11 protein-coding genes are annotated in these 13,433 nt (G+C 60.6%); 4 read left to right on the forward strand and 7 right to left on the reverse strand.

The window, feature by feature from the left end; all coding sequences use genetic code 11:
* Positions 1-39 precede the first annotated feature (39 nt).
* A complete protein-coding gene (locus QB905_RS06210) occupies positions 40-909 on the forward strand; it encodes a mechanosensitive ion channel family protein (protein WP_282973712.1) in 870 nt (289 codons plus the stop codon).
* Positions 910-1,335: 426 nt separating this feature from the next.
* On the opposite strand, the gene QB905_RS06215 is transcribed toward QB905_RS06210, so the two are convergent.
* From QB905_RS06215 to QB905_RS06230, 4 genes are all read right to left on the reverse strand, one after another.
* Positions 1,336-2,289 carry an acetyl-CoA carboxylase carboxyltransferase subunit alpha gene (locus tag QB905_RS06215; RefSeq protein ID WP_282973714.1) on the reverse strand — a complete coding sequence of 318 codons (954 nt, stop codon included), beginning with the start codon at positions 2,287-2,289 and terminating at the stop codon, positions 1,336-1,338.
* Between the two features lie 88 nt (positions 2,290-2,377).
* On the reverse strand, positions 2,378-2,743 hold the full coding sequence (locus QB905_RS06220; RefSeq protein WP_282973715.1) for a type II toxin-antitoxin system VapC family toxin: 366 nt from the start codon (positions 2,741-2,743) through the stop codon (positions 2,378-2,380).
* The gene (locus QB905_RS06225) at positions 2,740-2,955 is read right to left on the reverse strand and encodes a type II toxin-antitoxin system VapB family antitoxin (RefSeq protein ID WP_282973717.1); all 216 of its coding nucleotides are present in this window, start codon (positions 2,953-2,955) and stop codon (positions 2,740-2,742) included. The genes QB905_RS06220 and QB905_RS06225 overlap by 4 nt, the downstream gene beginning before the upstream one ends.
* Before the next feature lie 45 nt (positions 2,956-3,000).
* Complete coding sequence (locus QB905_RS06230) at positions 3,001-3,915, reverse strand: site-specific tyrosine recombinase XerD (protein WP_282973718.1); 915 nt, start codon at positions 3,913-3,915, stop codon at positions 3,001-3,003.
* A 106-nt stretch (positions 3,916-4,021) separates the two neighbouring features.
* On the opposite strand from QB905_RS06230, the gene QB905_RS06235 reads away from it, so the two are divergent.
* The 3 genes from QB905_RS06235 to QB905_RS06245 all read left to right on the forward strand — a co-directional run bounded on the left by QB905_RS06235 (position 4,022) and on the right by QB905_RS06245 (position 7,135).
* Positions 4,022-4,609: a shikimate kinase gene (locus QB905_RS06235; protein ID WP_282973720.1), complete on the forward strand. Its 588-nt coding sequence runs from the start codon at positions 4,022-4,024 to the stop codon at positions 4,607-4,609.
* Entirely contained in the window at positions 4,606-5,763 is a 1,158-nt protein-coding gene (aroB, locus tag QB905_RS06240) for a 3-dehydroquinate synthase (protein ID WP_282973722.1), read from the forward strand. The genes QB905_RS06235 and aroB overlap by 4 nt, the downstream gene beginning before the upstream one ends.
* A gap of 82 nt (positions 5,764-5,845) precedes the next feature.
* Positions 5,846-7,135 (forward strand): HlyC/CorC family transporter, encoded by a 1,290-nt coding sequence (locus tag QB905_RS06245; protein ID WP_282973724.1) that lies wholly within the window; start codon positions 5,846-5,848, stop codon positions 7,133-7,135.
* A gap of 85 nt (positions 7,136-7,220) precedes the next feature.
* Here the strand turns inward: QB905_RS06245 and QB905_RS06250 are convergent, their stop codons facing one another.
* The 3 genes from QB905_RS06250 to QB905_RS06260 all read right to left on the reverse strand — a co-directional run bounded on the left by QB905_RS06250 (position 7,221) and on the right by QB905_RS06260 (position 13,409).
* Positions 7,221-10,754: an efflux RND transporter permease subunit gene (locus QB905_RS06250; RefSeq protein ID WP_282973726.1), complete on the reverse strand. Its 3,534-nt coding sequence runs from the start codon at positions 10,752-10,754 to the stop codon at positions 7,221-7,223.
* A 3-nt stretch (positions 10,755-10,757) separates the two neighbouring features.
* On the reverse strand, positions 10,758-11,855 hold the full coding sequence (locus QB905_RS06255; RefSeq protein ID WP_282973727.1) for an efflux RND transporter periplasmic adaptor subunit: 1,098 nt from the start codon (positions 11,853-11,855) through the stop codon (positions 10,758-10,760).
* A gap of 216 nt (positions 11,856-12,071) precedes the next feature.
* Positions 12,072-13,409, reverse strand: coding sequence for a hypothetical protein (locus QB905_RS06260; RefSeq protein ID WP_282973729.1), 1,338 nt, complete (start codon positions 13,407-13,409; stop codon positions 12,072-12,074).
* Between the last annotated feature and the right edge of the window lie 24 nt (positions 13,410-13,433).

The raw sequence follows: 13,433 nt of genomic DNA on the forward strand, positions 1-13,433 counted from the left end.
CCGGATAGGGTTTAAAGGGGCCGGCTTTCAGGAGACAGCATGAACGGTTTCGATTTCAGCTCATTGAAGACCTTCTTCACTAGGCTCGGCGGCCTCATCCAGCACTATGGCCAGCATCTGGCGGCCAAGCCCGATTTCTTCGCCAATCTCGGCTGGGCGGCGGTGATCCTGCTGGTCACGTTCATTATTTCGGGCATGTTGTCCGACGCCGTCAAGCGTACGGCGCGGCGGTTGGTGCAAAAGGATGGCGACCGCACCCTGCTGGAGTTTTTCTCGCAGGTCGTGCGCTGGCTGGTGCTGATCGTCGGCCTCGTGGCCTGCCTGAAAAAGCTCGGCGTCGAAACGGCTTCGCTGATCACCATACTGGGCGCCGCCTCGCTGGCCATCGGTCTGGCCCTGCAAAGCACATTGAGCAATGTGGCTTCGGGCCTGATGATCCTGTTCAACAAGCCCTATCGCATCGGCGATATGGTGCGCATCGGCGATGTGCAGGGCGTGGTGCATCGCCTGGGCATCTTCTCGACCGAGATCGACGATCTCGACAGCGTGCGGGTTTTCATTCCCAATACCAAGGTCTTTTCCGGCGACATTATCAACATCACCAATAATGGCTCGCTGAAGGTCAGTGTCGAAGTCGATGTAGGCTATGATACCGACCTGCCGCTGGCGCTTTCGCTGCTGAAAGAGGTGGCGGCGCGCCAGCCCGACCGGATCAGCCACCGCGAACCTGTGGTCGGCTTTACCACCTTTGCCGACAGCGGCATCACCGCCCTGGTGCTGATCTGGGTCATGCCGTCCAACCTGATGGCGGCGCGCACGGCCCTGATCATCGACATCAAGGCCGAACTCGACAGGCACGGCATCGAAATTCCGTTCCCGCATCAGGTCGCGGTGCATAAAAAGGCTTAGGTTACGCCTCGATGCTCATGGTTTTGCAAAAGCTATAGTTTTACTTTGCCAAACTCCACGACCGCGCAACAGGGAGAAGGCAGGCGGCACATCCCTCCTCCCTGCGCGAAGCGTGGGGAGGTGTCGAGCAAGCGAAGCGCGTCGAGACGGAGGGGCGCTGTCTTCAGCAATGTCGATCCGTCTTAGGTTAGAGCACTTTTCGATCTGATAGACTCAGATCGGCGCTCTAAGTTTTTGTTGTATCGCTCTTCCTTATCCAAAAAGTGGATCCACTTTTTGGGGAAACGCTCATTGCTCTAGAGCAACGAGCGTTTAATTTGACTTACAAATTGAATGCGAGATGCGGAAAAATGTAAAATGGAGAGCGGGTTGCATTTCTTTGACCGATTCAATCAGAATGCAAACCGCTCTAGCCGCCAGCTCCGCCTAACCCCCTTGGCGGCCAATCTGGTAAAAACGCTCGGCGCGCTGGGCCACAAGCTGGTCGGGTGTCAGGAAGCTCAAGGCGCGCAGTTCTTCTTCCAGCACATTGCCGAGCGTGCGGATCATCGTTTCAGGATCGGCATGGGCCCCGCCCGCCGGTTCCTCAACGATACGGTCAACGATACCGAGCTTGAGCAGGTCGGGCGCGGTGATCTTCATGCGGTCGGCGGCTTCGCGTGAGCGCGCCCCGTCCTTCCACAGGATCGAGGCCGCGCCTTCGGGCGAGATCACGCTGTAGATCGAATGTTCGAGGATCAGGACGCGATTGGCGGCGGCCAGAGCGATGGCTCCGCCCGAACCACCCTCGCCCGTCACCGTGGCGATCATCGGCGTGCGCAGGGTCAGGCCTTTTTCGGTGGAGCGGGCAATCGCTTCAGCCTGGCCGCGTTCCTCGGCCCCGACGCCCGGATAGGCGCCCATCGTATCGACCAGGGTGAGCACAGGCAGGCCGAACTGTTCGGCCATTTCCATCAGGCGCACCGCCTTGCGATAGCCTTCGGGGCGGGCCATAGCGAAATTGTGCTTGAGGCGGGTCGGCGTGTCATGGCCCTTTTCATGGCCCATCACCACCACCGGCTGACCGCGGAAACGACCCAGTCCGCCGACAATGGCCTGATCGTCGCCGAATTTGCGATCCCCGCGCAGCTCAACGAAATCCTCGATCAGACCGCCAATATAATCCACCAGATGCGGGCGCTCAGGGTGGCGCGCCACCAGGGTCTTTTGCCAGGGTTCAAGCTGGGAATAGGTGTCGCGGCGCAGCGATTCGGCGCGCTTGCGTAAGCCCACCAGTTCCTTGTCGAGATTGCCGCCACCCGACTCAGACAGGGCCGACAGCTCTTCGATCTTGGCTTCCAGGTCCGCGATGGGACGCTCAAATTCCAGATAGTGTCGCATGGATCGGTTCCGAACAGCCTTTGCAAAGGGGGGAGATGTAAGGGAGTTGGGCTTTAACAGCAAGCCCCCGCGCATGAAAGCGTATTTTTCAGATGCCTGCGGCAACGCCAACATGCACAGCGGCGGTGTGAAGGCGGCGGTCAAAAGTCCATAATCGGGCGTCAGGCGTAAGAGCGGCGGCGGCCAGAAGATGCGCGTCCACCCAGCCGATGCCCCGCCCCGACAGATCATGACGCGCTATAAAGCCCAGCACTTCATCATCAGCGGCACAGATAGCCTGAGGCAGGTTTTTCAGGAGATGCAGAACCGGACTGTCCGGCTTCAGGCCGCCCAGCGCCAGTTCGCCGACGACAAACGGGTGGCATAAAACCTGCGACCGCTCCAGCCAATGCGCCAGCCGGGGCTCACCCTGACGTAAATATTCGACCCAGACGGATGTATCAGCCAGGATCACAGGCTGGCGTCCGCCGGTCGGCGGCGTGGCGCAGCAAAGACATCAGGCTCGCTGCCGCCCAGCCGCGCCAGCCGACGGGCGCTTTCACGCTCAATCAGGGCCGTCAGGGCTTCCCGGACAAGCACCGTCTTTTCCGATACACCCGTCAGGATTGTCGCTTCGTTCAGAAGAGCATCATCCAAAGCCAGTGTCGTGCGCATTGCCAGTTCCACGCCTTAAAAAATCTTCACGCATCAAATATAGCATCATTTGATGTCTTATTCAATGCGTCCTTTCGCCAGCGGATGATGGCTTTCCACCACGTCGCGCAGGCGCTCAGAGGCGACATGGGTATATATCTGGGTGGTGGAAATATCGGCATGGCCCAGCAGGGTCTGGACGGTGCGCAGATCGGCCCCGCCTTCGAGCAGATGGGTGGCGAAGGCATGTCGCAGCACATGCGGGCTGACGCGGGCCGGATCCATACCGGCGTTCAACGCCGCCTCATCGAGCAACTGCCCCACCCGGCGGCGGGTCAGATGGCCCTCCTTGCCGCGTGAGGCGAACAGATACGGATTGGCCTTGTCGCCTTTGGGCAAAAAATGTGGGCGTATATCTATATAGGCGCGAATAGCCAGACGCGCCGAAGGATTAAGCGGCACCAGCCGTTCCACCCCGCCCTTGCCCTTGATGATCAGATAGGCCGGATCACGCGCCACCGCATCAAGCCGCAGGCCGACCAGTTCCGAAATCCGCATCCCCGACGCATAGGCCATTTCGATCAGGCATTCCAAGCGCAGCCCCTGCTGCGGGTCTTTGGCTTCGGTGGCCCGGATCAGGGCATCGACCTCAGCGCGTGACAAGACCTTGGGCAGGCTGCGGCCTTTGCGGGCGGCGGCGATCTTGCGGCTGGGATCGGCGGTGATCAGGTTTTCGCTCATGCAAAACCGATAAAACTGACGGATGGCCGAGCGTTTGCGCAACAGGGAAGAGGCCGCCAGACCGCGTTCTTCGAGCGTGGCGAAATAGCGCGCCAGATCGGCTTCGCTTAAGCCCAGCAGACCCGCCTCAGTCACCTTCAGCGTGTCGGCCAGATCACTCAGGTCGCGGCCATAGGCCTCCAGCGTCAGGCGCGCGGCATTGCGCTCGACGGCCAGCATGTTCAGAAAAGGCTGTATGGGATCGAATTTCATGATGTCCTCAAAGCATATACTGGCAAAGTGCCCCTAACATCGTGTAAAGTTACGCCATGAAACCCATTTCTTCGCTCCGCGCCCTTTGCGGCCAGTACAGGCCCGCATGACCACCGCATCCGAACCCGCCCTTCATCGTCCTGGCTTCACCCTGCCGAAAACCGTCGCTCTGGTGGGGCTGATGGGCGTGGGCAAGACCACGATCGGACGCCGCCTGTCCGAGCAGTTCGGCCTGCCCTTCGTCGATGCCGACGAAGAAATCGAAAAGGCCGCCGGTCAGACGATTCCTGAAATCTTCGCCCAACATGGCGAAGCCTATTTCCGCGAAGGCGAACAGCGCGTCATCGCCCGCCTGCTCGACGATCCGGTGCAGATCCTCGCCACCGGCGGCGGTGCCATGACCCACGCCAAGACGCGCGACAAGCTGAAGGACAAGGCCATTACCCTGTGGCTGAAAACCGATCTGAAGGTGCTGGCGCGCCGCATCGCCAATCGCCCGCACCGCCCGCTTCTGCGTGACCGCGACCCGATGGATGTGCTGAAAGAGCACGTCAGGGCGCGCTATCCGCTGTATGAACAGGCCGACATCATCGTCGAAACCGGCGATCAGTCCCATACCCGCGCCCTCGAACTCGTGATCGAAGCCTTGCGTGCCCATATCCAGACCCAAGACCACCGGAAACCTGCCCCATGACCACCGATTACCGCCGCATCCCCGTTTCCGGCGAAGGCTTCAAACCCTATGACGTGATCGTCGGTCAGGGCCTGCTGAGCGAGGCCGAAACCTGGGTCGGGCCCTTCCTCACCAATAAGCGCGTGGTCATGGTCACCGACAGCAACGTCGGGCCGCTGCACGCGCAAGGTATCCTCAAGCAGTTCGAGGCGGCGGGCCACAAGACGCACCTGATCACCGTACCCGCCGGTGAAACCTCGAAATCGTTCGACGGGCTGAAATACGTCATCGACGCCATGATCGATTGCGGCCTTGACCGCAAGGATGTGGTGATCGCGCTGGGCGGCGGCGTAATCGGCGACCTGACCGGCTTTGCCTGCGCCATCTATATGCGCGGCATAGATTTCATCCAGATGCCGACCTCGGTACTGGCCCAGGTCGATTCGTCGGTGGGCGGCAAAACGGCCATCGACCACGAGCGCGGCAAGAATCTGATCGGCAGCTTCTGGCAGCCACGGCTTGTCCTGTGCGATCTCGACGTGCTGAAAACCCTGCCGGTGCGCGAAATCCGCTGCGGTTATGCCGAGATCATCAAATATGGCCTGCTCGGCGACCGCGACTTCTTTACGTGGCTGGAGGCCAATGACGACAAGGTGCTGGCGCTCGAACCCGACGCCCTGCTCCACGCCATCGGACGCAGCGTTGAGATGAAGGCCGAGATCGTGGCTCAGGATGAGCGCGAAGGCGGTGTGCGCGCCCTGCTCAATCTCGGCCACACCTTCGGCCATGCCCTCGAAGCCGAGGTGGGTTTTGGTGACCAGCTCCTGCACGGCGAGGCCGTGGCCATCGGCATGTGTCAGGCCTTCCGCTACAGCGCGCTGACCGGTGAATGCACCGAGACGGAGGAAGAACGCGCCGTGCGTGCCATCGCCCACGCTGGCCTGCCAACCAAAATGAGCGACATCCTCTGGCAGGATGGCCGCAATACGCCTTTCAATGCCGCGCGCCTGCTTGACCATATGGGCCATGATAAAAAAGCCGAGGGCGGCGACCTGACCTTTGTGCTGGTGCGCGGGATCGGCCGCGCCTTCGTGGCGAAAAAGGTCGCGCGCGCCGCCATCTGCGACTTTCTGATCATGGACGGCGCGCAACTGAATGAAGATCAGTCATGCTGATCCTCATTCAGTTGCCCTTACTTTTGAAGTCGGGCGGGCAGTCGCCCTTGCCGAAACGAGTTTCGGAAAGCGAGAACCAGCCATGCTGATCGGCACCCTGCTCGCCCTCGTCCCGATGCTGTTCGTCATCCTGGCGATTTCAGCCCTGTTCAGCGCTGGCGAAACCTCGCTGACCGCCGCCTCACGCGGGCGGATGCACCAGTTGGAGCGCGAAGGCAACCGCGCCGCCAAGCGCGTCAATCGCCTGCTGTCCAATCAGGAGCGGATGATCGGCGCGATCCTGCTTTTGCAAAATGTGCTCAATATCGGCGCCTCGGCCATCGCTACCGTCTCGATCGAGCGCGCCATTCCCGGCGCGTGGGGCACCGCCATCTCCACCGCCATCATGACCGTGCTGGTGCTGGTCTTCGCCGAGGTTCTGCCGAAAACCCTGGCCATTATGCGGCCCGACGACGTGGCGCGCTTCATGTCGCGCCCCGTCCTGTGGGCCGTGGTGCTGCTGGGGCCGATCATCAACGCTGTGCAGTGGTTCGTGCGCGGCACCTTGCGCCTGTTCGGCGTGCAATTGTCGATGGAGGTCGATGTGCTGGCGGCGCATGAGGAGATTCGCGGCGCGGTCGAATATCACCATGAGGAAGGCGCGGTCAAAAGCGACGACCGCAATATGTTCCGCGGCGTGCTCGATCTGGCCGATCTCGATGTCAGCCAGATCATGGTGCACCGCAAGTCGATCGACATGATTGACGCCGGATTGCCGACCTCGGACATCATCGAGGCGGCCCTCAATTTCAGCCATACGCGCATCCCCCTTTATAAGGATAATACCGAAAACATCATCGGCATCCTGCACGCCCGCGACCTGATGGCGGCGGTGACCCGCGCCCACGGCCAGGTGGAAAAGGTCGATGTGATGGCGATTGCCCGCCAGCCGTGGTTCATCCCCGATACCAGCAATCTGAAGGATCAGCTCGCCGCCTTCCTCAAGAAAAAGACCCACTTCGCCCTGGTGGTCGATGAATATGGCGCGCTTCAGGGACTGGTGACGCTGGAGGATATTCTGGAAGAAATCGTCGGCGAAATCGATGATGAGCACGATGCGGTCATGACCGCCATCCGTCGTCAGTCCGATGGTTCGATCCATGTCGATGGCGACCTCGCCATCCGCGATCTCAACCGCTGTCTGGATTGGAACCTGCCCGACGAGGACGCCGTCACCGTGGCGGGCCTTGTCATCCACGAGGCGCGCACCATCCCTGAACCGGGCCAGACCTTCATCTTTTATGATCGCAAGTTCCAGATCATGCGCAAGCAGCGCAATCAGATCATGGCCATCAAGATCACGCCCGTGCCGCGGATTCGTGACGAGGATTAGGCTGAAGCAGAATGACGCACAGCGCACATAACAAAAGCCCTCCGGCCAACACCGGAGGGCTTTTGTTATGGTTTTGCAGCGGCTTTTACTCCGTCGGTTCTTCCTTGCCCTGGGCATGGAAGGCCGGGGAAATCCGCTTGCCGAAGAAGTTCGAAACCTGATCGACGATGGTGTACATGACGGGGATGAACAAAAGCGACAAAAGCGTCGAGGTGATCAGACCGCCGATCACAGCCACGGCCATCGGCTGACGGAAGCTGTCATTGCCGACCGCCACCGGGATCATGCCCGCCCCCATCGCCACTGTGGTCATGACGATCGGACGGGCCCGTTTGCGCGCCGCATCCATCAGGGCTTCGGTGCGCGTCACACCCAGCTTCATCGACACCATAGCGTATTCGACCAGCAGGATCGAATTCTTGGCGGCAATACCGGTCAGCATGATCAGGCCGATATAGGCCGGCATACTCAGGCTCAGGTGACAGGCGATCAGGCCGATAAAGGCACCGCCATAGCACAGAGGCAGGGCCATCATGATGGTGAAGGGGTGCGAGAAAGACCCGAACAGCAGCACCAGCACAATGTACATCAGGCCAATACCGGTGGCGATGGCGATGATGAAATTGGGCACCATCTCAACAAAGTCTTCGGTATTGGGGTTGATGATCGTGTGGACGCCCGGAATCTGGCCCGCCGCGATCTTTTGCATGATCGGCAGGTTCTTGACGGCATTATCGGCAGGCCCCTGCGGCACGCCATTGAGGTCGGCCGAAATGGTGGTGACGCGCGTCCGGTCGATACGGTTGATCTGGATCGGGCCCGCGCCATAGGAGATGTCGGCCACCGCCGTCAGCGGCACCGAGGTGCCGTATTTGGTCGGCACCATCAGATTGGCGAGATTGTTGACATTATCGAGCGCATTGGCTTTCAGCAGGACGCGGATCGGAATCTGCCGGTCGCCATCATTATATTTGGCCAGTACCTGATCGATGTCGCCCATCGTGGCCACGCGCGCCGCCGAGGAAATGGTGGCGGTGGAAACGCCCATCAGGGCCGCCTGATCGGGTTTCGGCGTGATTTCGATTTCCGGCCGCGTCAGATTATCGGCCGAACGCACATTGGTCAGTTGCGACAGTCCCATCATTTCACGTTGCAGTTCGGCCCCGGTCGAGGCCAGAAGCGGCGCGTTATCCGAGGCCACGATATAGGCCACGCCCGTGCCACCGCCGCCCTGATCGGAACCGAAGGAGGCGCGCACGCCAGGATAATCGCGCAGCTTTTTCGAGAAGGCTTGCTCAAATTGCGCCTGAGAATCCTTGCGCTTGTCCTTTGGCACCAGATTGATGGTCATGGTCGCCGATTCCATGTTTTCCGAAGCATAGGTGGATACCACTTCGGGCATGGCGCGCAATTGTTTGCCGATCTTCATGACCACGGCGTCGGTTTCATCCAGCGTGGAGCCGGGCGGCAGGGAAATGCTCATCACCGACATGGAATTATCAGACGCCGGAATATTGTCCTGCGGCAGGGTGACGACCAGGGCAATCGAGCCGATAAAGAAGCAGGTGCCCATAATGACCACGGCCCAGCGCGCATTGAGATAGGAGGTTTTGAACCGCGTACACAGGAAGATGGCACCGGCGATCAGGATCACGGCGATCACGGCCATGACCAGACCGGGTACGGCCATCGGATTGGGCGCGTGGGACGCCGCCGCCACAGCCGCCTTGACCGCTGCCTTGCCGTGCGGGGCCGCCGCCTTGGCCGCCGTCATCACCGGCCCGTTCATCATGAAGAAACCGCCCATACCGAACAGCAGGCCTAACAACAGACCCAGTTCGAGCGTCGCCCAGCGCGTTTTCATATAGGTCTGGCGCGCCAGCAAGGCCAAAAGACCGAACACCACCACCGCGACAACCGCAATGATGCCCGGCACCAGCGCGCTGCGGGCGGCGGCGAGAATGCCGAAGACCAGCCCGATAACAATGCCATGAAACAGCAGGGCCGAGCGCCATTTGACATGGCCCGACAGGCACCAGTGCAGCAGCTTCTGATAGCCGTCCATCCAGAACGGCTTGTCGTGGTCGTGCTTGACATCGTTGCGCAGCAGATAGGCGCCCATCAGCGGCGTCAGCGTGCGCGCCACCACCAGCGAGAAGAAGACGCTGACGCAGGAGGCAATGGCGAAACTCTTGAAGAACTGACCGACAATGCCCGGCATAAAGCCGGTGGGGGCAAACACGGCGATCAGGGTGGCGGTGGTCGCCACCACGGCCAGGCCGATTTCGTCGGCGGCCTCAATCGCCGCCGGATAGGGTTTCTTGCCCTCGCGCATGTGACGCACGATGTTTTCGATTTCGACGATGGCGTCATCGACCAGAATACCGATGGTCAGGGACAGGGCCAGCAGGGTCACGATATTGAACGACTGGTTGAGCACGCTCATCACATAGAAGGTGGGCAGAAGCGACATCGGCATGGCCACGGCCGAAACCAGGGTGGCGCGCCAGTCACGCAGGAACAGGAACACCACGGCCACGGCCAGCAGCGCGCCTATCACCAGCGCCTCCATCGACGAATCGAAGCTGCGATTGACCTCATTGACCGACGACGCCACCTCCTCGATCTGGACGTGCGGATTTTCGGCGCGCAGTTTGGCGATGGCGGCGCGCACCCCTTCGGCCACGCCCTTTTCCGAGGTGCCGCGCGTGCGTTCGATCGAGAAACCGACCACCTCATTGCCATTATAACGGGCGCGAGTGCGCGGCTCCGACCAGGTGTCGGTCACCGTGCCGAGATCGCCGAGCCGCACGGTCTGACCGCTGGCCAGAGTAATGCGCATATCGGATAACTGAGCGATGCTGTCGGCACCGCCCAGCGTGCGGATGGTTTGCTCCGACGTGCCGGCATTGAAGCGACCGCCCGGCATATTGACGTTGAAATTGCGCAACTGACTGGAAATATCGCTGGCCGTCGCGCCCAGCGCCGCCAGCTTGGCCGGATCGAGTTCGACGCGGATTTCGCGGTCAACGCCGCCATTGCGCGTCAGGGATGACACGCCCTTGACCGCCAGAGCCTTCTTGGCGACATCATTATCGACGTACCAGCTCAGATCTTCCGGCGACATATTATCGGCGCGGATCACATAGGTCAGCAGCGGTTGGCCCTGCGCATTATCGACGCGCGACACAATCGGATCCTGCACATCGCCCGGCAGGTTGGAGCGCACGCTGGCCACCGCATTACGCACATCATTGGTAGCCTTTTCCAGATCAACATCAAGCTGGAAGGTCACCATAGTGGTGGAGACACCCTCATTGACGAAAGACTGGATATGGCGCACCCCGCCGAGCCCCGACACCGAATCCTCGATGATGCGTGTCACCTGGTTTTGCAGTTCTTCAGGCGCAGCGCCCGAACGCACCACCGTGACCACGACAATCGGAAAATCAATGTCGGGCCAGTTATTGACGCGCAGGGACTGGAAACCCATGATGCCGGCAATGGTCATCACCAGGAAGAAAACCACGGTCGGGATCGGATTGCGGATCGACCACGACGAAATCTGAAAGCCGCCCGAACCGGGACGCGGCGTCTGGGAACCGGAAGCGCTCGACATGGCTTAACCTCCGGTCGCTTCAGTGCCCGAAGACACCTGAGCCGCACCGGCCAGCCTGACCATGTCGCCGTCATTCAGGAAGCCCGCGCCCGTGGTAACCACGCGATCACCGGCGCTGACGCCCGTCTTGATCACCACATCCTTGCCGAGATGATCGCCGAGCGTCACCTTGCGCAGATGCGCCTTGTTGTCGCTGCCGACATAATAGACGGCGGGCTGGTTCTGCGCATAGACAATGGCCGATTGCGGCACGGTCAGCACATTCTGAATGCCCGCGTCGATCGAACCTTGCGCAAACATGCCAGGACGCAGGCCCGAAGACCACGGCACGCTGATGCGCGCATAGCCGAGCCGCGTATCGGGATCGACCTGCGGCGTGACGATGCGCACCGTGCCATTGACGGGGCCGGTCGATTCGCTGGTCACCACGGCGCTCATGCCCGGCTGGATGTCGTGCAGATCGCCCTCGACCACCTCCATATTGAGTTCGACACGCCCGTCACGCACGATGCGGAACAGTTCGGCCCCCGCCTGGACGATCTGGCCGAGCACGGCCTTGCGCGAGGTGACGATGCCCGCCACCGGCGCGCGCACCGTGGCCAGCGATAATTGCGTCTGGGCGGTTTCGAGCGCGGCCTGGGTGGTCAGCATGGAAGCCTGCGCCTGATCGAGGCCGGCGGCGGACAGATAGCCCTGTTTGAAAAGCGTATTGGCGCGCTGATAGGCTTTATTCGCCTGATCGTAATTGGCGCTGGCCTGCTTGAGCTGGGCCTGGAGCAGCACATCGTCCATCTTCAGCAGGGGCTGACCCTGTTTGACGCTCTGGCCTTCGTCGGCCAGCAGGGCCACGGCGGTCAGGCCGCCGGTTTCAGCGCCGACCGGCACTTCCTGCCAGGCGCTGACCGTGCCGGTGCCGGTAATATGTTCGGGCGCGGCCACCTGCTGCACCACGGCGTAATTGACAACCGCCGCACGGGAGGCGGCACTGGCATTGTCAGCCTTGGGCTTTGCGCAGCCCGACAGCCCCGTCGTCGTCATGACAACCAACAGACCCGCCGCCAGCCATTGCGGCCTGATCCCCATCTTCTTCCCCGAATACATGCGTCGTTTTATCCTGATCGCTTTTTCATGATGATGCTGAGCCCATTGCAGCGCAGCCCGGCACAAAACCCTAGACTCAATCCCTAAGCGAACATGCACATTTCACACATGCTTCGCATCAGGCTTCGCCTGACAGGACACACCTATAAACTTTCTTGCCTCAAGTCGCCTCCTAAATCTGTCAGCAGCCGCTACGATTTTCAGGGGACTCCGATTTCAGGCTGTATGAGCCGTGCCTTCGTCTTCATGCACCGGCTCTGCTGATGGGACGCGCGGCGACATCAGGGCCGCTGTCTTGATGCTGGCATGGGTCACACCCGCCAGCCGCGCCACGGCCATCTGGCGATAATTTTCAAACCCCTGAATCATGCAGGCCCCGGCGGATGCCTTGGCGGTCTGGCTGAGCATGGTCAGGTACTCACGTAAGGCCTCTTCGTCGCGCCTGGCACCGTCATATTCGATGCATACACCGGAAAGCCCGCACTTATTAAGCACACTGATCGCCTTGCGGTCGGCATTGACCGATCCCACCACCGTCATGCAAAACGGTTTGATCATCGAGACGATTTCCAAAATCCGGTGTGGCGGCACACCATCCAGCCCTCGGATTTCAAACAGAACCTTCAGCCTCATCTCCGTCGCCGCGCGCGCCACTTCCTGGGTGATCATCTGGCGGGCGCGCCCCGATGCAAAGGTTGAAAAGGCCGCAGGTACGACCATCAGCATCTTACGCTGTTCTGGCGTACGCATCCGCAGCAGTTTCAGGCCCTGATGAATATTGGTAATGTCAACCAGTTCGCGTAAACCCCAGTCGAGATTGGCCAATGCCTTGCGATCAAGCAGGCCATTATCGAGATTTTCCATCACCATAGATTCGAGGCGATGACCGATCATGGCCATCTTCTTCATCTCGAACAGGGGCTCGATCGAACTGGCCACCTTCAGATTGCGTCCGGCATGGGTGACCGTGGCCGCCACGATCACCGGGCGCGTTTGAGCGCCCGTCTGGCCTTCGTCAGGCTGAAAGCCGCCGGTGCGCGCCTTGATCGGCGCATTGTCGCTTTCCTCAGCGTCGAAAAAAGTCTTGAGATCGATCCTGTTGATCGTAAAACAATCGACATCCTCGACGAGCACACTGTAAAGCGGCACCTCCAGCGCGGACATGTCGCCGACGAAAAAACCGCACAGATCGCGCCACAGCTCGGTCACGAACAGGGCCCCCTTGCGCGAACCCGTTTCCGGCAGCATGGCCAGCCAGGCGTCCTGATGGATGGGAATGCACCAGTTCGGTTCGGCATACTGACGCTCAAAAGCCGTTTTCAGATGCTCGAAAACCAGCTCGCGCTTCATCTCCCAGCGGGCACCGAGACGAACGATCAGCGTATCAAGCTTGAGCAGAAACGCATGTCCATCGCTGGCGGCATGGGTTTCACGCAGACGCTCGACGATCTCGACGGCATCTTCGTGTTCAAGCATCAGACGTTCGCGGTCACCAGCAGGTAATCGCGGGGCTGGCCTGGACGCAATCTGGCTTTCAGGATCGAAATCGGACATGGTCGTCCTTGTGAAAGGCTACTC

The organism is Asticcacaulis sp. EMRT-3 (assembly GCF_030027245.1).
Classification (GTDB): domain Bacteria; phylum Pseudomonadota; class Alphaproteobacteria; order Caulobacterales; family Caulobacteraceae; genus Asticcacaulis.